Source organism: Acinetobacter sp. YH12102 (assembly GCF_013419125.1).
GTDB classification, from domain to species: domain Bacteria; phylum Pseudomonadota; class Gammaproteobacteria; order Pseudomonadales; family Moraxellaceae; genus Acinetobacter; species Acinetobacter pseudolwoffii.
This window is the reverse complement of sequence record NZ_VPAS01000008.1, coordinates 105576-127017: the sequence shown is the minus strand read 5'-3', so window position 1 is coordinate 127017 and position 21442 is coordinate 105576. Positions and strand designations below refer to the sequence as shown.

At 43.7% G+C, this 21442-nt stretch carries 19 protein-coding genes; 8 read left to right on the top strand and 11 right to left on the bottom strand.

The window, feature by feature from the left end:
- Positions 1-72: 72 nt before the first annotated feature.
- The 3 genes from FTU42_RS09440 (at position 73) to FTU42_RS09430 (ending at position 3619) form a co-directional block, all read left to right on the top strand.
- Positions 73-603, top strand: a complete 531-nt coding sequence (locus FTU42_RS09440) for a hypothetical protein (protein ID WP_005097004.1) — start codon at positions 73-75, stop codon at positions 601-603.
- Between the two features lie 518 nt (positions 604-1121).
- Positions 1122-2171 (top strand): 3-deoxy-7-phosphoheptulonate synthase, encoded by a 1050-nt coding sequence (locus FTU42_RS09435; RefSeq protein WP_180083313.1) that lies wholly within the window; start codon positions 1122-1124, stop codon positions 2169-2171.
- 251 nt (positions 2172-2422) lie between these two features.
- Complete coding sequence (locus FTU42_RS09430) at positions 2423-3619, top strand: PilT/PilU family type 4a pilus ATPase (RefSeq protein ID WP_074382739.1); 1197 nt, start codon at positions 2423-2425, stop codon at positions 3617-3619.
- A gap of 55 nt (positions 3620-3674) precedes the next feature.
- Here the strand turns inward: FTU42_RS09430 and FTU42_RS09425 are convergent, their stop codons facing one another.
- From FTU42_RS09425 to FTU42_RS09405, 5 genes are all read right to left on the bottom strand, one after another.
- Complete coding sequence (locus tag FTU42_RS09425) at positions 3675-4859, bottom strand: MFS transporter (RefSeq protein ID WP_100328583.1); 1185 nt, start codon at positions 4857-4859, stop codon at positions 3675-3677.
- A 242-nt stretch (positions 4860-5101) separates the two neighbouring features.
- Entirely contained in the window at positions 5102-5476 is a 375-nt protein-coding gene (gcvH, locus tag FTU42_RS09420; protein ID WP_005097000.1) for a glycine cleavage system protein GcvH, read from the bottom strand.
- 82 nt (positions 5477-5558) lie between these two features.
- Entirely contained in the window at positions 5559-6587 is a 1029-nt protein-coding gene (locus FTU42_RS09415; RefSeq protein ID WP_100354802.1) for an AraC family transcriptional regulator, read from the bottom strand.
- A 151-nt stretch (positions 6588-6738) separates the two neighbouring features.
- The gene (locus FTU42_RS09410; protein ID WP_005096996.1) at positions 6739-7188 is read right to left on the bottom strand and encodes a MaoC/PaaZ C-terminal domain-containing protein; all 450 of its coding nucleotides are present in this window, start codon (positions 7186-7188) and stop codon (positions 6739-6741) included.
- Positions 7188-9041, bottom strand: a complete 1854-nt coding sequence (locus tag FTU42_RS09405) for an ABC transporter ATP-binding protein (protein WP_005096995.1) — start codon at positions 9039-9041, stop codon at positions 7188-7190. The genes FTU42_RS09410 and FTU42_RS09405 overlap by 1 nt, the downstream gene beginning before the upstream one ends.
- Before the next feature lie 207 nt (positions 9042-9248).
- Here FTU42_RS09405 and FTU42_RS09400 point away from each other — a divergent pair, with 207 nt between their 5' ends.
- A complete protein-coding gene (locus FTU42_RS09400) occupies positions 9249-9905 on the top strand; it encodes a hypothetical protein (protein ID WP_180083312.1) in 657 nt (218 codons plus the stop codon).
- Positions 9906-10037: 132 nt separating this feature from the next.
- Here FTU42_RS09400 and FTU42_RS09395 read toward each other — a convergent pair whose 3' ends face one another.
- The 6 genes from FTU42_RS09395 to FTU42_RS09370 form a co-directional block, all read right to left on the bottom strand.
- Entirely contained in the window at positions 10038-11276 is a 1239-nt protein-coding gene (locus FTU42_RS09395) for a mechanosensitive ion channel family protein (protein ID WP_005096993.1), read from the bottom strand.
- Positions 11277-11463: 187 nt separating this feature from the next.
- The gene (locus FTU42_RS09390) at positions 11464-12000 is read right to left on the bottom strand and encodes a DUF2058 domain-containing protein (protein WP_005096992.1); all 537 of its coding nucleotides are present in this window, start codon (positions 11998-12000) and stop codon (positions 11464-11466) included.
- 15 nt (positions 12001-12015) lie between these two features.
- The gene (locus FTU42_RS09385; protein WP_005170772.1) at positions 12016-12690 is read right to left on the bottom strand and encodes a YoaK family protein; all 675 of its coding nucleotides are present in this window, start codon (positions 12688-12690) and stop codon (positions 12016-12018) included.
- A 42-nt stretch (positions 12691-12732) separates the two neighbouring features.
- Positions 12733-13929, bottom strand: a complete 1197-nt coding sequence (gene sstT / locus FTU42_RS09380) for a serine/threonine transporter SstT (protein WP_005170774.1) — start codon at positions 13927-13929, stop codon at positions 12733-12735.
- Between the two features lie 328 nt (positions 13930-14257).
- Complete coding sequence (locus FTU42_RS09375; protein WP_180083311.1) at positions 14258-16006, bottom strand: SulP family inorganic anion transporter; 1749 nt, start codon at positions 16004-16006, stop codon at positions 14258-14260.
- Between the two features lie 221 nt (positions 16007-16227).
- Positions 16228-16545: a helix-turn-helix transcriptional regulator gene (locus tag FTU42_RS09370; RefSeq protein ID WP_005170781.1), complete on the bottom strand. Its 318-nt coding sequence runs from the start codon at positions 16543-16545 to the stop codon at positions 16228-16230.
- Positions 16546-16826: 281 nt separating this feature from the next.
- Here FTU42_RS09370 and cysK point away from each other — a divergent pair, with 281 nt between their 5' ends.
- From cysK to FTU42_RS09350, 4 genes are all read left to right on the top strand, one after another.
- Entirely contained in the window at positions 16827-17825 is a 999-nt protein-coding gene (gene cysK / locus FTU42_RS09365; RefSeq protein WP_100535133.1) for a cysteine synthase A, read from the top strand.
- A gap of 191 nt (positions 17826-18016) precedes the next feature.
- On the top strand, positions 18017-20719 hold the full coding sequence (locus tag FTU42_RS09360) for a heavy metal translocating P-type ATPase (RefSeq protein WP_180083326.1): 2703 nt from the start codon (positions 18017-18019) through the stop codon (positions 20717-20719).
- Positions 20716-21123, top strand: coding sequence for a Cu(I)-responsive transcriptional regulator (cueR, locus tag FTU42_RS09355; RefSeq protein WP_005096982.1), 408 nt, complete (start codon positions 20716-20718; stop codon positions 21121-21123). Before FTU42_RS09360 ends, cueR begins: the two co-directional genes overlap by 4 nt.
- 74 nt (positions 21124-21197) lie before the next feature.
- Positions 21198-21392, top strand: a complete 195-nt coding sequence (locus FTU42_RS09350) for a heavy-metal-associated domain-containing protein (protein ID WP_005096981.1) — start codon at positions 21198-21200, stop codon at positions 21390-21392.
- Positions 21393-21442 lie beyond the last annotated feature (50 nt).

Here is a 21442-nt window from a genome sequence, read left to right as displayed (position 1 = left end):
CGAGATGCTTATATTAAATAGAGCGTATCAAAATACGTGATTAAACCATTTTAAAGAATAAGGATAAGCGCTATGTCGAATGATAATTTTGATCGTGATGTAATAAAAAACTCTCCTAAAGATGTGCGTGATGATTTAAATGCCGATCCAATTACCGGTGAACCGGGCGCACACCCTGTTGGTACAGGTGTAGGCGCTGCAGGTGGCGCAGCGGCAGGTGTAGCCATTGGTGCAGCAGGTGGCCCTGTAGGTGCAGCTGTGGGTGGGGTTGTTGGTGCTGTGGTCGGCGGTCTGGCAGGTAAGGGTGTCGGCGAAGCGATGAACCCAACAGAAGAACAAGCTTATTGGCGTGATAATTCCATTAATACACCATACTATTCAGAGGCTCGTACCACCTATAGCGATCTGGATTATGACCGTGATTATGATACGGCGTATCGGGTCGGTTATGAAAACCGCGGCAGCTATGATGCCAATACCCGTTTTGAAGATGTTGAACCTGAGCTTAGAGTAAAATGGGAACAGATGAAGGGCCAATCGCGTTTAAACTGGGAACAGGCGAAATATGCGGTACGTGATGCCTGGAATCGCGTTACACACTAATTTTTAATCTGTGTATGAAATAAGCTTGATTGGCAAGACCTATATTAAATTTACAGGTTTTGCCAATTTTATCGATATTCAACACTATTCAGTAAATTGATAAATAAAAGTAGAAAAGTTAATAAATATTTTTTTATATTTAATGCTTGTCAAATGCGCAGAGACCGCGTATTTTAATTTTAGATTCACATTTTATGAAAGACATAACATGTTAAAGCAACCTATCATTTCAAACGCATATTTTTATTTCTGGCAGTTTAGATAATTGCCTGAATGCGTTTGGGCAATGAACAGGTTGCCCACCAGTTTATACCTGATCGGCAACCCTGATCAGGTTTTTTTATGCTTATCATTTTTACAAAACTTTGGAGACAGCCATGACAAACTTTAACTATTCATATTTTAACAACTTTTATTGGTCTTACTTTAGTCAGCTCATGACACTCTCGACCTCGTTAATTAGACCCATAACGCTCAAATAAAAGTTTGGACTGATTGCCAGTCCCAGGATTAAAGTCATGAATACCTTAAATACATCACAACAACATCACGCTGAAACCATTTTAACTTTACCTCAGCAACTGAAACAGCAATTGCCCCTGTCTGCGCAATTGGCTCATCAAGTCGCTGAACAACGTCAAATCATTCAAAATATATTAGAAGGCAAGGACCATCGTTTAATGGTGGTTACAGGCCCGTGTTCCATTCATGACGAAGCCTCGGCTTTAGAATATGCAGAAAAATTAAAACAGCTACAAGCTCAGGTGTCTGATCAAATTTTTCTGGTCATGCGTGCTTATATCGAAAAACCACGCACGACCGTGGGCTGGAAAGGTTTTCTTTACGATCCGAACCTCGATGGTTCTTCCAATATGCAATTGGGCCTGGAAAAATCCCGTGCTTTATACCTTAAAATTATTGAAATGGGCTTGCCAATTGCATCTGAAATTTTAAGCCCGATGGCAACTGCTTATTTTGATGATCTACTGGCTTGGGGTGCCATTGGCGCACGCACTAGTGAATCGCAAATTCACCGTGAAATCTCAAGTCACATGCCCTACAGCATCGGTTTCAAAAACGGCACTGACGGTTCAATCCAGATTGCTCTGGATGCAATCCAGTCTGCCTCTCATCCGCATCAATTCCTAGGCATGAGTCAGTCCGGTTTACCCTGTATTTTAAACTCTCAGGGCAATCCTAAAGCACATTTGATTTTACGTGGCTCAAACAGTGGGCCGAATTACCAGTGCTCAGAAATCGAGAAAATCAAAGCGAAATACTCAGCAGAATTGCCAGCACTGGTGATTGACTGTAGTCATGGCAACAGTGCGAAAAATCCAATGCTGCAAGCTAAAGTGCTGGAGCAAATCGTCGCAGAACGCCTGCAGACCAATGTTCGCGGCGTGATGCTGGAAAGTCATCTGGTGGATGGTAACCAGAAAATTTCTGCAGAGATGGTGTATGGTCAATCAGTTACTGATGGATGTCTGGGCTGGGTAAAAACTGAACAGTTGTTGCTTGGCATTGCTCAGCATTTATCGCTTCGCTGTCTAAAACGCAGTGCATAAAGCTTTAAAAGCACTTTCTCTGAACAGGTTTGGTGAAAGTGCATTTTATTTTAGAAGCTTAAAGTGCTTCCCAGTAAATTGACTTAACATGAAATACATCACACAAATAAGATGATAAATTTTATAAAATAAATAAAATCTGTTTGTGTCCTCTTATAAATCCCTACACAATTAAAAGACAATATATCCATTTGAATATATAACCTTTTTTTCAATAATTTAATGTCATGGCAGGTTGTTTGGGGATCTTGATGTTTGCAACAGAGCTCTTAGAAGAAGCACGAAAATTCATGCACCACATGCTGACCAAAGTGGTCGAATATGGTGGTTCAGATTTATTTATTACCGCCGACTTTCCACCGAGTATTAAACATCAGGGTTTAATGAAGCCTTTTGGACAGCAAGAACTGACGGCTGAAAAAACCAAGCTGTTTGCCTATAGCCTGATGAATGAAAAGCAGCGCAAGGAATTTGAAACGGAACTGGAGTGCAACTTTGCTATCACTGTGCCGGGTGTTTCGCGTTTTCGGGTCAACGTGTTCCAGCAACAACTCAATGTTGGCATGGTGATTCGTACTATTACCGCAGAAATTCCAAATTTCCAGAAGCTCAAACTTCCTGATTCACTTAAACATGTGATTATGGAGAAACGTGGTCTGGTGCTGGTGGTCGGGGGAACCGGCTCAGGAAAGTCAACCTCGCTCGCTGCGATGATTGACTACCGCAATGAAAATTCAGCCGGGCATATTATTACCGTGGAAGATCCGGTGGAGTATGTACATAAACATAAAAAATCCATGATTACGCATCGTGAAGTCGGTGTGGACTGTCATTCCTGGCACAATGCGCTGAAAAATACCTTGCGTCAGGCACCCGATGTGATTCTGATCGGGGAAATTCGTGATACTGAAACCATGGAACATGCGATTGCTTTTGCCGAAACCGGGCATCTTTGTCTTGGAACTTTGCACTCCAATAATGCCAATCAGACTTTAGACCGGATTATTAACTTCTTCCCGGAAGAACGCCGCAATCAGTTATTGATGGATTTGTCCTCGAATATGAAGGCGATTATTTCCCAGCGTCTGATTCGGACGCAGGATGGTAAAGGCCGTCGTGCAGCGATTGAAATCATGTTAAATACACCATTGATTTCCGACCTGATTTTGAAAGGTGAGTTTCATGAGCTGAAAGCGATTATGGCAAAATCCCGTGAATTGGGGATGCAAACCTTTGACCAGGCCTTATTTGAATTGTATAACCAGGGCGAAATTTCTTATGAGGAAGCGTTACGCAATGCCGACTCCACCAATGAATTACGCTTACAGATCAAGCTGAAAAGTAATCGTCAGGATAATGCAGCAGTCGGAGAAAGTACGCAGTTTTCTATGCTACAAAAACCAAAACCTGAAGAAAAATCAGCAGAAAATCAAGCTGTAGCTGAATAAAGACTGTCTTGGGAAACAATCAAAACAGGTAGATTTGAATTCTGCCTGTTTTGGGTTAGCTATTTTTGACTGCTTTAGCCTGAACCACCAGATGAAAATATCCCATACTACTTAGGGTCAAGACAGCACAAATCACAAAAGCAGTTTGATAACTATAAGCGGCAATGATAGCACCGATCAGGACTGAGCCAATGGCAATACCCAGATCATAGCAGGTATAAAAAGTCGAAGTTGCGTAGCCAATCCGGTGTTTTGGTGCACGTTGAATGGCTAAGGTTTGAATGCACGGTTGCACACTACCAAAACCGACTCCGACCAGAACCGCAGCCAGCATAAATCCCCATAAAGTCTGAATCTGGCTCAGTAAAAACAGACCCAGACTAAAAGCCAGCAGTGCCGGATAAATCACGTATTGTGGACCTTTGCGGTCATAAATTTTTCCAGTGATCGGACGCAGGCTCATCATGGAAATTGCAAATATCACAAAGAATAAACCGGCATAGGCCATTAAATCCTTACTGGCTGCAAATGGCGCGATAAAAGACATGATGCTGGCATAAGAAAAGGAAATCAGCATGGCAAGTCCTGCCACAGGCAGTGCTTTCTTTTCGACAAAATCAGTCAGCCCTAGTGATGTTTTCTTGTCGGTGTTGTCGATCATTTTTTCAGGCTCTTTGACCGGAATCAGTAAACAGAAGATAAAGCCGATAAAAACCAAAGCGATCAACAAGGTGCTGACCTGAAAATAAGACCAGTATTCAATTAAACTCAGACCAATTAAAGGCCCCAGGACAATTCCCAGATTGACAGACATGACAAAATAACCCATGCCTTCGCCTTTACGCTGTTCTGGAATAAACTGGTTGACCACCGGCACACAGGCTGTGGTCAGAATACTAAACCAGATGCCATGCAAGAAACGGATGATAAACAGAATCGTGAGCTGATCAGCGAGCAGGTAAGCTAAGGAAAAAAGACTGAAAAATATTTCTGAGACAATTAAAGTTTTGCGTATGCCAAATTTTTCGATAATTAAGCCACTAAAAGGACGTACTGCAATGGCAGAGACCATAAATAAGGTCATGGCCAGACCAGCTTGGGTCAGATTACCACCTAATTCTTTTAAGATATAAATCGGCAAAATTGTGGTTTGCGCAAAATAGAAAATAAATAAAAACAGGTTGTTGGCCAGACACAGTACAAATGACTTGGTCCATAACGGCGCTACAATGGCATTCATGATTATCCTAAAATGATGGGTGATGAGACGCTGGTCTTAGAATGGGGGAATTATTGTTATAAATAAGTGTGGCATATTCAGGAGTGCAGCGCGTCCTGTTCAGTACTTTAGGAAATATACGTGAAAAATACAATAATATTTTAATATGAATATATGTAATTGAAGCCGATTGGGAAAGCTGAACAATATCTATGGCATAAAAAAAATCAGCCCGCAGGCTGATTTTCTAAATATAAGCGGGTTTATAGGCCAGCTTCATATGCTGTATTGGAAAGCAGGTGTTCAACATCTGACATATTGTCTGGTTTGATTTTATAGATCCACCCTTTGCCATAGGGATCGTCATTAATAAAATCAGGATCATCTTCAAGATCAGGATTGATTTCAACGACAATACCAGAAACAGGTGCATGAATATCAGACGCAGTTTTGACCGATTCAACTACACCGGCTTGCTGACCCGCAGTGATGTGTGAATCAAGATCTGGTGCTTCTACATAGACCAAATCACCTAATGCATCCTGTGCATGGTCGGAAATACCGGTCACAACAAGATCACCCTCAATGCGTACCCATTCATGCGTACTTGCGTACTTTAATTCTGAAGGATGATTCATTGATAACTCCTTAAAAATCTTTAGATCATTTTTGACATGTTTTATACATTCTTTTTGGCCAAAACAAAAGGCTTATGACCCTTTATAAATAAGGATCTTTGCGCCAGTTGCTCGGGCTGCGACCACTCCAGCGTTTAAATGCCCGGCTAAAATTGGCGACATCACTATAACCAAGTTCATCAGCAATCTGTTCCAAGCTAAAGTCGGTCCGGGACAATAACGACGTCGCATGCCGGTAGCGTACTTCATCGACCAGCGTAGAAAAAGAGGTACCTTCAGCCGCCAGCTGGCGTTTTAGGGTGCGGTCGGACATATGCAGACGATCTGCCACACTTTCAATACTCAGATAATGCTGCTCGGAATGGGTTAGAATATCACGAACCCGCATCGCAATCCGGTGTCGCTCGCCCAAGGCCGAGAGTTCAGTTTCACACTGGTTAATTGCAATCTGGCTGGCAATCGGATCGGCATGCACCAGCTTGTTCATCAGGTAGCTCTTATCAAAACTCAAGATCAAATGCGGCTGTTCAAAGCGAAACTGATGATGTGGAAATTTGGCCATAAAGCGTTCAAAGCCTTCCGGTTTTTTGAAATCAAAATCGATTTCTCCAGCGGCATAATCAATTCCGGTAATGGCCTTGGCCATACTGATCATGCCAAAAATCAGTGCAATCGAGATTTCGGTGCGTAAGGGTTCCAGCTGAATATCGGTTTGCAACTGGACTGTAGCCTTGGCACCAAAGGTCGAAAAGAATAGCTGTAAAAAGGGCATACGCAGCTGGATGAAACGGTTGGCCAGTACTAATGCATCGGTAATATCCTTGGCCGTCATGATGGCATAGCCGATAAAACCATGAATAGAAATCCGCATCTGGGTACCCAGATGATAACCAAGTGTCGGTTCACCGCTCAGCTTGAGGGCATGTTTGACCAGTTCATTGGCCACAGGTGTCGGGATGCGAAAATCAGGATCCGCCAGCTGCTCCGTACTCAGGCCAAAGGGCTTGAACAACGATTCGTCATTATATCCCCAGCGGGAAATGACATCGAGCAGCAAAAGAGCGTATACACCTGGAATTCCATGATCTTGGCGTGGAGCAATTGTTTTCATGCGCGATCCGTTGCACTCACTTAAATTTTTTTATTTATGGTCTGATATTGGCATGAAACTGCCATTTTTTTCATTAAAATTGTTGGACAAAGTTTTGGCTATTGCCACAATCATTGTGGCAGATTAGCCTGAATTTCGCCTAAAAATCAATTTAAACCGGAGAAAATCCTCGTTTAAATACCACAATTTTAGTGGTTGAACTAAAAATCATTTTATGATGCTGGTCAAATGCCTGCGTCTGGTAGCTAACGATCCCACGATCAGTTTTGCTTCTGGAGGGCTGAATATCCATGATTTCGACTTCGACGTGAATTTCATCCCCGGGGCGGGTCGGACAAGGCCAACGCAGATGCGACTCTGAACCAATGAGCCCATAAGCCACAGGAAAACATTCAGTCCACAAGCGCATAACCACTGCCGCAGTATGCCAACCACTGGCGGCAATTCCCTGAAATACCGGATGGGCTGCAGCTTGCTGTTCATCAGTATGAAAGACTTGTGGGTCATAAGCCCGGGCAAAATTTTGAATTTCTTCCAGTCCCATATGATATTTACGGCTGCTAAAGCGGTCAGCGATGTTCAAATCTTCCAAATACAGCATTATTCACGATCCTTCGTTGCTTTGATCTGTTGTTGTATCAGTAATCCGCCCGTTTGACGCTGCCAAAGCTGGGCGTAGATTCCATTTAATGCTACCAGTTCATCATGGGTACCTTGCTCGGCAATTTTGCCTTGATCCATTACAATCAGGCGATCCATCTGGGCAATTGTCGATAAACGATGCGCAATGGCAATTACGGTTTTGCCTTGCATCAGATCATCGAGGCTGTTTTGAATGGCCGCTTCGACTTCAGAATCCAGCGCACTGGTGGCTTCATCCAGAATCAAAATGGGTGCATCTTTTAGAAATACCCGTGCGATTGCAACACGTTGACGTTGACCACCAGAAAGTTTTACACCACGCTCACCGACATAAGCCTCATAGCCTCTTTTGCCGCGTAAGTCGGTCAGATGAGGAATAAACTCTTCTGCTTTGGCTTTACGTACCGCTTCATACATCTCTTGATCGGTTGCATCAGGACGACCATATTTGATGTTCTCTGCAACGGTACGATGCAGCAGCGAAGTGTCTTGAGTCACTAAAGCAATGTTCTTACGCAAACTGTCCTGCGTCACATCTTCAATGTTCTGCCCATCGATTAAAATACGACCTTGGTCAAGATGATAAAAATGCAGCAATAACTGAATCAGGGTCGATTTACCTGCGCCTGAACGTCCCACAATCCCGATTTTTTCACCCGGGCGAATGGTCAGGTTAAACTGGTCAATGACATTTTTATCATTATAGGCAAAGCTGACATTGTCGAATTTAATTTCACCATGCTGAAGCTGTAGCTCTTTGGCATTGGGTTTATCTTCAATGGCAATCTTGCGGCCTAAAGTTTTCATACCATCCTGAATGGTCCCGACATTTTCAAACAGGGCAGAGGTCTGCCACATCATAAACTCGGCAATACTGTTCAGTTTGAGTATCATGGCCGTGGTGGCTGCAATAATGCCCAATTCGGCCTGTCCTTCCATCCATAGCCAGATGGCCGTACCCAACACACCGCCATAGAGAATAATGCTCAGAAATAAAATACTGATTTCATACTGAGCCCCCAGACGCATCTGTTTGTAAACCGTGACCATAAATTCCTGCATGGAGGTTTTAGCATACTGGCTTTCCCGGCCAGCATGGGCAAACAGCTTGACAGTCTGGATATTGGTATAGGCATCGGTGACACGGCCGGTCATGACGGCACGCGCATCGGCCTGTGACTTGGAAATCTTGCTTAAACGCGGAATAAAGTACCAGGCCGCACAGATAAATAGTAGTAGCCACACCATCAAAGGGATAACTAAATAGGGAGAAATATTGCCTAAAACGATATTGATGGTGACGAAATAAATCAGCACATAGGCCAGCATATCTCCCAAAATGACCCAGAATTCCCGGATGGCCAGCGCCGTTTGCATGACTTTGGCAGATAAACGTCCGGCAAAATCATTATGGAAAAAATCCAGACTTTGTTTCATCAGTAAATTATGAAAGCGCCAGCGTAACCGCATCGGAAAGTTGCTATACAAAATCTGGTGCTTGATCAGGGATTGGGCACTGGCAAAGAAAATATTGGCCAGCAGGATAATGCTCAGCAAGGTTAGGTTGCTGGCATGTTGTTCCAGAAAAGTATCTGGCTGGCTTTTGCTGAGCCAATTTACCAGATCGCCAATTTTTGAGTAGAGTAAGGCTTCAAAGCTGGCAGCACCGGCCGTACACAGCACCAGAATCAGCAAATAACGGCGCACACCGTAGGCTGCCTGCCAGACAAATGGAAAAAACTTGGTCGGTAAAGGTTGATTCAGGTTTTTGGTGGGATAGGGATCAACCAGTCTTTCAAGCCATCGAAACATTATCGTACTCTTATCATGCATTTTGCTTTGTAGTGATTATAAAGGATTGAATTTTTTTAAGCCTAGGATTAGATGAAATAGCCACAAAATTATTATCCAAATCAGACTTTACTTTTCATGCCAGATACGTAATTCTAAATCCATAATTATATTAAAGTTTAAACCATTTTTCCTCATAAAAAGAATCAAAAACGAGAGAGCTTAAAGATGAGTATTTGGGTAGTGGCCAGCCGTAAACGAGGCTCAGGAAAAACCACGATTGCGATGTATATCAATGAGTTATTACATGGGCAAGGCGCGACCTTGCTAATTGATGCCAATCTGGAACCGTATGGTTATGAATGGGCAAATCTGAAAAATAAACAATTTTCTTTCGAGCATCTGGATATCTTAAAACAAGATGGTCGTAGTCTGGATCATCGTCTGGAACTACTGAAACAGCAGTTCGCCTATATTATTGTTGATATTGACGGGCAGGATACATCTGCCTTGCGTTCAGTCCTGAAACATGCAGATAAGCTGATTATTCCCAGTTCCATCAATCCAGAAGATATTCAACTTGAAACCGAACTGGTGCAATTGGCGATTGGGATCGCACAATATAATACTCAATTAAAAATTTATACGGTATTGAATAAGATTCCTGAACAGCAGCAACTTGCAGAAATGAAACAGACACAGCACCTGCTCAAGCATATGCCCGGTGCACAGTTTCTGAACACGGTGATTTATGAGCATCAAAGCTATCATCATTTATTACTAAACGGCGAAAGGATCTGTGAAGAGCAGTTTGACTCAGAACATGATTTTTATAAAATGCTACAAGAACTGATGCAGCCGCAAGCGTCTGTAATCTCAGCCTGAGCATCTCAATATCCAATCTAATATTTGTTTAAGTTGTCGTTTTTTATATTTTTATTTAATTAGACCAATTAAAAAGCCTGAAACTGTAGCCAGTTTCAGGCTTTTATTTTATTTGAAGATTGTCGCAGCTTTTCAGGAAACGCTAAAAGATTCCTTGAGGTCGAAACCTGAAGGTGCCTGATACACTTTTAGGCCAAATTCAGGAATAATCGCCAACAGGTGATCCAGAATATCCGACTGGATATTTTCATACTCGACCCAGACCGTGGTATTGGTAAATGCATAAATTTCCAGAGGCAAACCTTCACTGGTCGGTTGTAACTGACGAACCATCAGCGAGTGATTTTTACTAATTCCCGGATGCTGTTGCAGATAAAACTCCACATAGGCACGGAAAGTCCCCAGATTGGTCAGACGGCGCTGGTTATATTGCGAATGATGGCTGAGCTGCAAGTTAAATTGCTGCAGTTCTTCAGTTTTGGTATTTAGATATTGATCCAGCAGAATAAATTCTTTCAGCTTGTTCTGTTCCTCAGCTGACATGAAATGCACGCTGCTCTGATCGACATGAATGGAACGTTTAATCCGGCGCGCACCGGCTTCCTGCATGCCACGCCAGTTTTTAAAGGTATCCGTCACCAGTTTATTGGTCGGAATGGTGGTGACTGTTTTATCAAAGTTCTGCACGGTAATGGTGTGTAATGACATATCAATGACATCGCCGTCCGCATTTAAAGATGGCATTTCAATCCAGTCACCAATACGCACCATGTCATAAGAGGAAATCTGTACCGAAGCCACCAGCGATAGGATGGTATTTTGAAAGACTAGCATCAACACCGCGGCCATGGCACCAAAACCGGCCAGCAAGGTAAAGACATCTTTCTTGAGGAAAGTCCCCAGAATCATCAAACCACAAACGATGAAGATGATCAGCTTGACCAGTTGCAAATAGCCTTTAATCGGCTTGTTACGCGATTTCGGATTGCGCTGATAAATCAGGTTAAAAATATTCAGCAATTCGCCAATCGCCAGGGCAATGGTCAGGAAGATAAAGGCCTGCGCACCCATCTGGATAAAGGTCTCGACCTTGTCTGATAAATGCGGAACGGTGGTAATTCCATTCATAATCACAATGGCCGGCACAATATTGGCAATACGGCGGATCACGCTATGCTCAGCAATGATTTCATTATGTGCAAAAGGCATTTTGGAAATCAGTTTACGAATTCCGCGAACAACGACTTGTTTGGCAAATAAATTTGCAATAATTGCCAGTAAAATCACAATGCTCAATGAAGAGAGCATTTCTAGCCAGGGATATTGATCTGCCCACACTTGTATATTCTGGACAAGCTTAAACTGTTCCAACTTATCTTTTCTCACACTGTTAAAATTGTGAAAGAGTTTATAGCTTTAAGCTGAGTTTTTTAATTTTAATTAAACTTTTAATACATATCTTTGGAAAGTGTTTACCTGAAATAGCTTTTAGACTGTGATCTGATATAAAAAAACCGGCCTAAGCCGGTTTAGTATGATATCAAATACTAATAATAACTTACCACATCAGGTCATCCGGAATGACATAGGCTGCATACGGATCTTCTTCATCGGTAATTTGTTCATTTTTCTCTGAATTATTCACAATGATAAAGCCTTGCATCTTGGCATTAATACGATCTCCCAAAGCCTTAGGCAAGAACACATAACTGTCATTTTCACGTGCAATCACCAGACTGCCTGCCACCAGTGCATTATAGATCTGCTGGTTCAGGTAAACCTTCTTGATCTTGCTGTCATCAATAAACTGATACACCGCATCACCATCCGTATCGCGGATTTTGTGCTGGTTAATCATCTGGATGATCGCGGCTTTCAGTTCTTTTTCCTGTAAGGCCGCTTTTTTCTCTAACTCGATGGCTTGGTCTTTGGCCAGTTTCTGCTGCTTGTCTTGCTCAATTTTCGCCTTGATTTCAGCCTCGGTGCTATCACCGGTGCGTTTTTCATGCACAGCCTGTTTAGACAGTTTTTTGGCTTTTTTATTATCGACCAAACCTGCCTTTAACAATTGTGCCTGCAATGCATTTTTAACCATGAGAATGTCCAGAAATTAATCGTGTTGATGTCGATAACGTAAATAAATCACCCAGTAAATCAGACTGAGCATCAGGCTCAGCCCTGCCGGGATCAGGAATGCATTTAATTTTAAATAAGGATAAAGCCAGCTGGCAAGAATACCACCGCTTAAAAAACCGAGCAAAATAAGTAAATGTAAAACGACTCGGCGTGGTTCTACATCTAAGCCGCGTAAACGGTAACCCATGGCCAAGCCAAGGTCGGTCAGTACACCAGATAAATGCGTGGTGCGAATAATGGCACCTTTATAATGGCTGACCATGGCATTTTGCAGACCCATCGCGACACAGGCCCATAACAGGGCATAGCGCGGGAAATAGGGCAATAATAACCAGCAGATCAGAATAAAAAAAGCCACCAGGCTTAAAGGGTAACCATAAAGTCGTCCCAAGCGAAAGTGACTATTTCCTAGAATCAGCCCGCTATACAGAGAACCAATGACATAGCAGAGTGTGACCAGAAGCAGATATAGCATCATGTCTGGCTGCCAGTCCAGCAGCGCCATGGCCAGCATACTGACATTACCGGTCATATGTGAAACAGACTGGTGTAATACCGTCACCAGACCCAGGACGTTAATCATGCCGGCATTCACCGCAAGAAAGAACGCCCCTAATTGTATCCAGGTAGGTAAACGCTGTAATGGCATAACAACATCATTGGCAAAAAATATTGATTATTCAATATAAAATCAATTTGATGCGCGGTCTACTGCTGTGGTAAATAAAACATCCGTAGACGAGTTTAAAGCAGTTTCAGTAGAATCCTGCAATACACTGATTACCATACCAATCGCGACCACTTGCATAGCGATATCCGAAGAAATACCAAACAGACCACAGGCCAAAGGAATCAACAATAATGAACCACCGGCCACACCTGAAGCACCACAGGCCGAGATGGTTGCTACTACGGAAAGAATTAGCATGGTGGTGAAATCTACGCTAATGCCCAAGGTATTTACCGTTGCCAGTGACAATACGGTAATGGTGACCGATGCCCCAGCCATATTGATCGCAGCACCGAGAGGAATCGCGATACTTGCGGTTGATTCTTTGACGCCTAGACGTTTTGCCAGATCCAGATTGACGGGAATGTTGGCTGCCGAACTACGGGTAAAGAAGGCGGTAATGCCACTTTCACGCAAGCAGGTAAAGACGAGTGGATAGGGGTTGTGACGCGTCACTAAAGCCACCAACATTGGGTTAATTACCAGTGCAACAAAAGCCATCGTACCTAATAGTACCGCAAGTAAATGTGCATAACTGGTCAGCGTATCCAGACCGGATTCAGCAAAAGTCACTGCAACCAGACCAAAAATACCCACAGGTGCAAAACTGATCACTAAACGAATCACATAATTAACCGCAAAGGCGGCATCATTCAAAAGGGTCTTGGTGGTATCCGATGCATGACGGAAGGCGATGCCCAATGCCACAGACCAGGCCAGAACGCCAATGAAATTTGCTTCAGCAATAGCAACGACCGGGTTGGCGACAAAGCTAAGCAGCAGATTCTTCAGGATTTCTACCAGACTGCCAGGTGGCTGTAAGTCCGCTTGTGCAGCAATATCCAGAAACAGCGTACTTGGAAATAACATACTCGAAACGACAGCACTGAGTGCAGCAAGGAACATACCTACCGCATACATCATCATAATCGGTTTAATGGCGGTGTTGGATTGCCCCACTTTAAAATTTGCGATAGAAGCTAAAACTAAAATGAAAACCAGAATCGGTGCAACAGATTTCAAGGCTTTAATAAACAGGTCGCCCAATAGGCTTAATGAGGGAGTAGCTTCGGGAAATACCACAGCCACACCTACACCTAAAATAATGGCGATGATGATTCGAGAGACTAGGCTCATACGCATAAGGGCAGAAAACATAAGATTGCCTTGTGAAAATTACGAGGGCTAAATTTGGGAAAAAGTTGCGCTATTTTATACTTAATTTAAACAAGGCTTGAAATATATTTTTATATAAAAAACAAGTTATTGATATGATTGATTTATTCTAAAATTAATCAATATAAAAGAATACTTTTATTTGAAAAAACAATCTAAAGATGCTGAATAAATCATCTCTTTTAAAGTTATATTCATGAAATAAATATCAAAGTTAAATCGATAAATTCAAATTATATTTGAAAATTTAAAAAAGTTTGGTGTCATGACCGGTTTGAATCTCCGGCCATAAGTTTAATTATCTGCTGTCCTAAATCGTATAATCTTTATGCTGCTCAAAGATTTCTGGAGCCAAGTCCCGAATTGCCTGAAAATGAGTCAGATAAATGTGGCCACTCAGATGAATCATCAGCTTCGAGGCTTGTAGCTTGTCCATCACCGGGCCTTTCACTTCGGCAAAATGCAGTCGAATGTTCAGTTTGGCCAATTCCGCATTTAAATCCTCCAGCATTTCCAAAGCGCTTAAATCAATGGCACTGATACTGGAGCAATTTAAAATCACATGTTGCAACTTGTCATTCAGGCTCATCTGATTGATCAGATAACCTTTGAAGCTATTGGCATTCAGAAAAGTCAGATTTTCATCAATCCGCAGTGACAGCACCCGATCGGAGGTACTGACTTGATGACGCTGAATATTACGAAAATGCTGTGTACCTTCGACCAGTCCGAGCACTGCAATATGCGGACGACTGATTCGCCATAACATCAGGATAAACGTCGATATGATCCCAATAATCAGGCCAGTGGAAATATCAATCAGCACCACACCCAGAAAGGTAATCCACATGGCAATACCATCGGCTTTAGAATAACGCCAGGCATCAAAGAAAGGCCGAAAATCGACCAGTTTCCAGATGGAAACAATAATCGTGGCGGCCAGAATGGTCAGAGGCAGATCTTCAAAAAATCCGGTAAAGAACAGGCTGACGAAAATAATCAGAATGGAGGACAAAACTCCTGCCATGGGGGATTTGGCACCGGCATCGGCATTGACCACGGTACGCGACAGACTGCCAGTAACCGGAAAGGCTGAACTGACACCTGCACTGATATTGGCTAGGCCAAGTGCAATCAGTTCCTGATTACTGTTTAAATGACTGCGTTGTTGCAAGGCTGTGGCTTGAGCAATTGACAGTGATTCCACAAAGCTGATCATGGCGATCATGCTGGCACCCGGTAACAAGGTCATGACCAGTTCCCAGTTCCAGTGCGGAAAAGACAAGGGCGGAAAACCGGACGGGATTGCACCCACTGTTTTAATGCCTTGGCCCTTTAAATTCAGAAATACAATCGCTGCAATCCCGAGACATACCAGAATGAGAGGCACAGCCCGTACCAGAAAATCTGTAGAGCCGATCCGGCTTTGTACTGTCTGAGATTTTAGCAACTTGGGCAGATAGATCAGTAAAGCCATCGACAACAGGCCAAATAACAGGCTTGGTAAATGCAGGAGCGGCAGATACTCCAGAAGACTTGTTGTAAATTCTGGAATGTTATTGGCTTTTAAAGGTAGGTCGACCAAGAACTTCAATTGTCCAAAAGCAATTAATAATGCCGAGGCAATAATAAAGCTCTGAATGACCGGATGACTGATCAGCTGAATTAAGAAACCGAAACGGAATAATCCCAAGAGCAGGGAAATAATACCGACCATGAGTGCTAATAAGGTCGCAGCTTCGATATAGACCGGTGAGCCGACTTCAAACAGTGGATTGAGCGTGGCAAAAGTCATCATTGAAATGATCGCCACCGGGCCAATCGATAAAGTCGAACTGCCACCGAGCAACGCATAAATGATCATTGGCAGGATGCTGGCATATAAGCCCATGATCGGCGGTAAACCGGCCAGCATGGCATAAGCCATCCCCTGAGGAACCAGCATCGCCACGACAATCAGTGCGGCCAGCACATCGGATTTAAATTTGACCGGCGTATAGTCGCTTAACCATGCCCAGGCAGGCAGTCTATGCAGAAGTTTAGACTTGGAATTTGGCATAAAAAGGTCTAAATCACAAATATAGATATATTATGCACAAATTCTGCTAAGAAATCTTAAGGGGTCGAATTTGTGATGATTTATGTTTTTAAAATAAATCAGCTAGGTCTGGCCTCCATTTTCTTGAAGCAGCTATAGCGATTTTCTACAAAGTCGTTATTTCTGCCAGATCAATGGGGTAGAGAAGTGTGTTTTGGCGTTAAATAGTGTTTAAAAATAAACTATTTAATTTGATTCGCACAATACAGCTGATAAAGCGTAGTCAATACCACAATCAAATTTTGATCTTTAATTGAATAATAGATCTGTTTACCATCCCGACGGGTATTCACTACATCACTTTTGCGCAGCATCATCAGTTGCTGGGAAAGTGTCGGTTGTTTAATGTCGGTAATATCTTCAATTTGTGAAACATTCAGTTCCGCTTGAGAGAGATGGCATAAAATAAGGAGACGGTCAGTATTGGCCAGAGATTTTAAAATGCCGACGACCTGTTCTGCTGAATCGCGCATAGTCGTGATTTCAAAATCGGTTTTCATCTCATATGTCCATTATAAAATTACAGCCCGCACATTATAAGGGGCTCGATGATTAATACATTGATATAATATTTAAATATTATCGGGTTTTAATCAGGTTAAATATTAGTTAAAGTTATATTTTAAACGTTGATAAATAATATAAAATCATCGAATTATTTAAAAAATATTTTGGTTTAAATTACTGCGATCAAGTGCAAATTCCATCAAACATCTACAAACGAAAAAAATGCTTGTATGATGTTTAAATGACTTGAACCAATAACATCAGGGATATCATCATGAGTACAGATTCAGCTTTTCCAACACCAAATAATTTAGGGATAGCGGTTTATAGTAATAATGCAGACGCAATTGGAAATACACCGCTAGTTCGTATTAATCGTGTAATTTCAGCTCCGGTAACTGTACTTGCTAAAATTGAAAGCCGTAATCCGGCCTTTTCAGTCAAATGTCGTATTGGTGCAGCATTAATTAACGATGCAGAAAAATCTGGAAAACTCAAACCCGGTATGCACATCGTTGAACCCACCAGTGGCAATACCGGTATTGCATTGGCCTTTGTGGCAGCCGCTAAAGGTTATAAACTGACGCTCACCATGCCTTCAAGCATGAGTATTGAGCGCCGTAAAGTAGTCAAAGCTTTAGGAGCCAATCTGGTCTTGACCGATCCGGCCAAAGGCATGAAAGGGGCGATTGAAGCAGCCGAGAGTCTGTTGAATGAGAACCCGGAGCAGTATTTCCTGCCACAACAGTTTGAAAATCCGGCCAATCCTAAAATTCATGAAGAAACCACCGGCCCAGAAATCTGGGAAGCAACGGCGGGCAATGTCGATATTCTGGTCGCAGGTGTCGGAACAGGCGGAACCATTACCGGTATTTCGCGTTACTTTGAGAAAGTTAAAAATAAGCCTCTATATTCGGTGGCGGTGGAACCTGCTGAATCTGCAATTATTGGTCAGGCCAAACGCGGCGAAACGCTGACACCGGGACCACACAAAATTCAAGGTATCGGAGCCAACTTTATTCCGGGCAACCTGGATTTAGATCTGGTCGATGAAGTGATTGCCATTAATAGCGCAGAGGCAATCGAATGGGCACGCAAAACTGCAGCTCAGGAAGGTATCTTGGTCGGCATTTCAAGTGGTGCGGCCATGGCGGCAGCGGCACAACTGGCTGCACGCCCGGAAAATGCCGGTAAAAATATTGTGGTGATTTTGCCAGATGGCGGAGAACGTTACCTGTCTTCGGTTCTGTTTGAAGATATTTCTGCCGAATAAAATTGAAGCATTCAATATTTTAAACACTGCTATAAAAGCCCGAAGTCATCTTTGGGCTTTTATTTGGTTCTTGGATGAGCATCCAATCGCAATACCGCTTTATCTTTCCTAAAATATTTAAATGAAAGACTTGACCTTGCCATGCTGGGAATGTTTAAGCTATAGCATCGGCAGCAAGTTGATGCATGGAGATGGGCGTGGCAGAACAAGACAGCATCCGGTTATATGAACAGCAGGTGCAGATTGGCGGTATGACCTGTGCATCCTGCGTGGCTCGGGTCGAAAAAGCCTTGAAAAAAATTGAGGGCGTGGTTGAGACATCTGTCAACCTGTCGACTGAAAAAGCTTTTATTAAAAGCCAGCAGCCGATTGCTGCCGCTGTGCTAGTTCAAGCAATTGAAAAAACTGGCTTTGATGTACCGACGCAACAGTTTGCTTTGAATATTGAAGGCATGACCTGTGCATCCTGTGTGGCTCGCGTAGAAAAAGCCCTAAAAAAAGTAGAAGGTGTACTGGATGCACACGTGAATCTGGCCACAGAAAAGGCGCATGTGAGTCTAATCAATTCTGTGCCATTGTCCAAGTTGACTCAGGTGGTGCAAAAAGCCGGTTTTGATCTTCAGGCTGACCGGATTGAACTGGCGATTGAAGGCATGACCTGCGCCTCCTGCGTCGCGCGTGTTGAAAAAGCTTTATTAAAAGTAGACGGCGTCAGTACAGCACAAGTCAATCTGGCGACTGAAACTGCTTCGATTCAGGCATCCCGTCAGCACATCCCAGCTTTGATTGCTGCTGTAGAAAAAGCCGGTTTTAAAGCCACAGAAAAAACCAATACACATCTCTCGGCAGATCGCCATGTGGCTTTTCAGGAAAAGAAAGCCACTGAAACCGCGCAACTGAAACGGGATCTTTGGCTTGCTCTTATTCTGGCAGTCCCTGTATTTATTCTAGAAATGGGTTCACATCTGATCCCGGCTTTTCATCATTTTATTGCGCAGACGTTGGGAACCCAGAACAGCTGGTATCTGCAGTTTGTGCTGACCAGTTTGGTGCTGATTATTCCGGGACGGCGTTTTTATCAGCATGGTATTCCGGCTTTATTGCGTTTGGCGCCGGATATGAATTCTCTGGTCGCAGTCGGAACAATCGCAGCTTATGGATTTTCCTGCATTGCGACCTTTTTTCCGCAGCTGTTACCCCAGTCCACCGTCCATGTATATTTTGAAGCGGCAGCTGTCATTGTTGCGCTGATTTTACTGGGGCGGTATCTGGAAGCCAAAGCCAAAGGTAAAACCTCAGAAGCGATTCAGTATCTGGTCGGCTTGCAACCGAAAACCGCACGGGTACAACAGCATGGCAACTGGGTTGATCTGGCGATTGCCGATGTACAACAGGGCATGCTGATTGAAATCCGCCCGGGTGAAAAAGTCGCCGTCGATGGTGAAGTGGTTGCCGGGCAAAGTTATATCGATGAAGCAATGATGAGTGGTGAGCCTTTACCCGTGGCCAAACAGGCCGGGGATCAGGTGGTGGGTGGTACAGTGAACCAGAATGGAACCTTGCAAATCAGGGCCACTGCGGTCGGACAGGATTCTGTACTGGCGCAGATTATTGAGATGGTGGAACAGGCACAAGGCTCGAAACTACCGATTCAGGCGGTGGTGGATAAAGTGACTTTATGGTTTGTACCTGCCGTCATGGCACTGGCGGCCTTGACCTTCATGGTCTGGTTCCTGTTTGGGCCTGAACCCAATCTGACCTATGCATTGGTCAACGCCGTGGCGGTGCTGATTATTGCCTGTCCGTGTGCGATGGGGCTGGCAACGCCGACCTCAATTATGGTCGGAACTGGGCGTGCCGCTGAACTGGGCGTGCTGTTTCGTAAGGGTGAAGCTTTACAGTTATTGCAGCAAACCCAAGTCGTCGCACTTGATAAAACCGGAACCTTGACTGAAGGAAAACCGTTGCTGACGGACTTTGAAGTCACAGCAGATTTTAATCAGCAGACTGTATTGCAACTGGTGGCTTCGGTTGAAGCCAAGTCAGAACATCCGATTGCCCATGCCATTGTTCAGGCAGCTCATGAGCAACAACTGGAACTGAGTGAAGTCACAGATTTTGATTCGATCACCGGCGCAGGGGTCAAGGCACAGGTAGCTGGTCAGCAGCTGCATATTGGGGCTGAACGTCTGATGCAGGACTTGGGTCTAAATGTCGATCTGTTTCGGTCTACTGCACAAAAACTCGGTGATCAGGGCCGTAGTCCCTTATATGTGGCGATCAATCAAAAGCTGGCGGCTATTATTGCCGTCGCGGATCCGATTAAAGCAACTACCTATAGTGCGATTCAGGCCTTGCATGAGCAGGGTCTGAAAGTGGCGATGATCACCGGTGACAATCAGCATACCGCGCAGGCCATTGCCAAACAGCTGAAAATTGATCAGGTAATTGCGGAAGTTTTACCGCATGAGAAAGTGGATGCGGTACGTCAACTCCAGCAGCAATATGGCGTACTCACTTTTGTCGGAGACGGAATCAATGATGCCCCGGCACTGGCACAGGCTGATGTTGGCATGGCGATTGGTACAGGCACCGATGTCGCGATTGAGGCAGCCGATGTGGTGTTGATGTCAGGTAATTTACAGCATGTGGCCACCGGAATTGGTCTGAGTCAGGCCACCATGCGCAATATCCGGCAGAACCTGTTCTGGGCCTTTGTCTATAATATTGCTTTAATCCCGATCGCTGCCGGGGTGCTCTATCCATTCTGGGGCATCTTGTTATCGCCGATGTTTGCCGCAGGTGCGATGGCATTGTCTTCCGTGTTTGTTGTCACTAATGCTTTGAGATTAAAAGCCTACAAAGCGGTACAGTTCAAGGAGCAAGCAGGATGAATATTGGTCAGGCGGCAAAACGTTCCGGCATCTCTGCAAAAATGATTCGTTATTATGAAGACATCGGGTTGTTGCCTGCTGCGAAACGAAGCGATGCAGGTTATCGGGTTTATACTGATGCGGACATTAAAACCTTAAGTTTTATTCAACATGCACGCGAACTCGGCTTTTCTTCAGAGCAGATGAAAGAATTACTCGGCCTGTGGCTGAACAGCTCACGTCAGAGTAGCGAGGTGAAACAGCTGGCCGAAAAACATATCCAGTTTTTACAACAGAAAATTGCCGATATGCAGCATATGCTGGTGATATTACAGCAATCGGTGGAGCAGTGTGCCGGCAATGAACAGTCCGATTGCCAGATTTTAAAACAGATTGAACAGGGTGTCGTCCCTGAGCAGCACTGAGCTGATCTGCAGCTCAGGTTAAATATAATCTGCCCAATCACATTAATTTTTAAAGCGATCCTATGGAGCTAAATATGAAATTCCGTATTGAAAATATGACCTGTGGTGGCTGTGCACGCAGTGTGACTGCTACGATTAAAGATCTGGATGAAAATGCCACCGTTCATATAGATGTGGCGACTAAGCTGGTCGAAGTTGAATCGACAGTCACTGAGTCCGAGATTGTCGCGGCTTTAACCGAAGACGGATTTCCGCCAATTGCTGCTTGATATTTGTTAAGTCATTCAATTGAAATAAAATGCCGGATTCAATCCGGCAT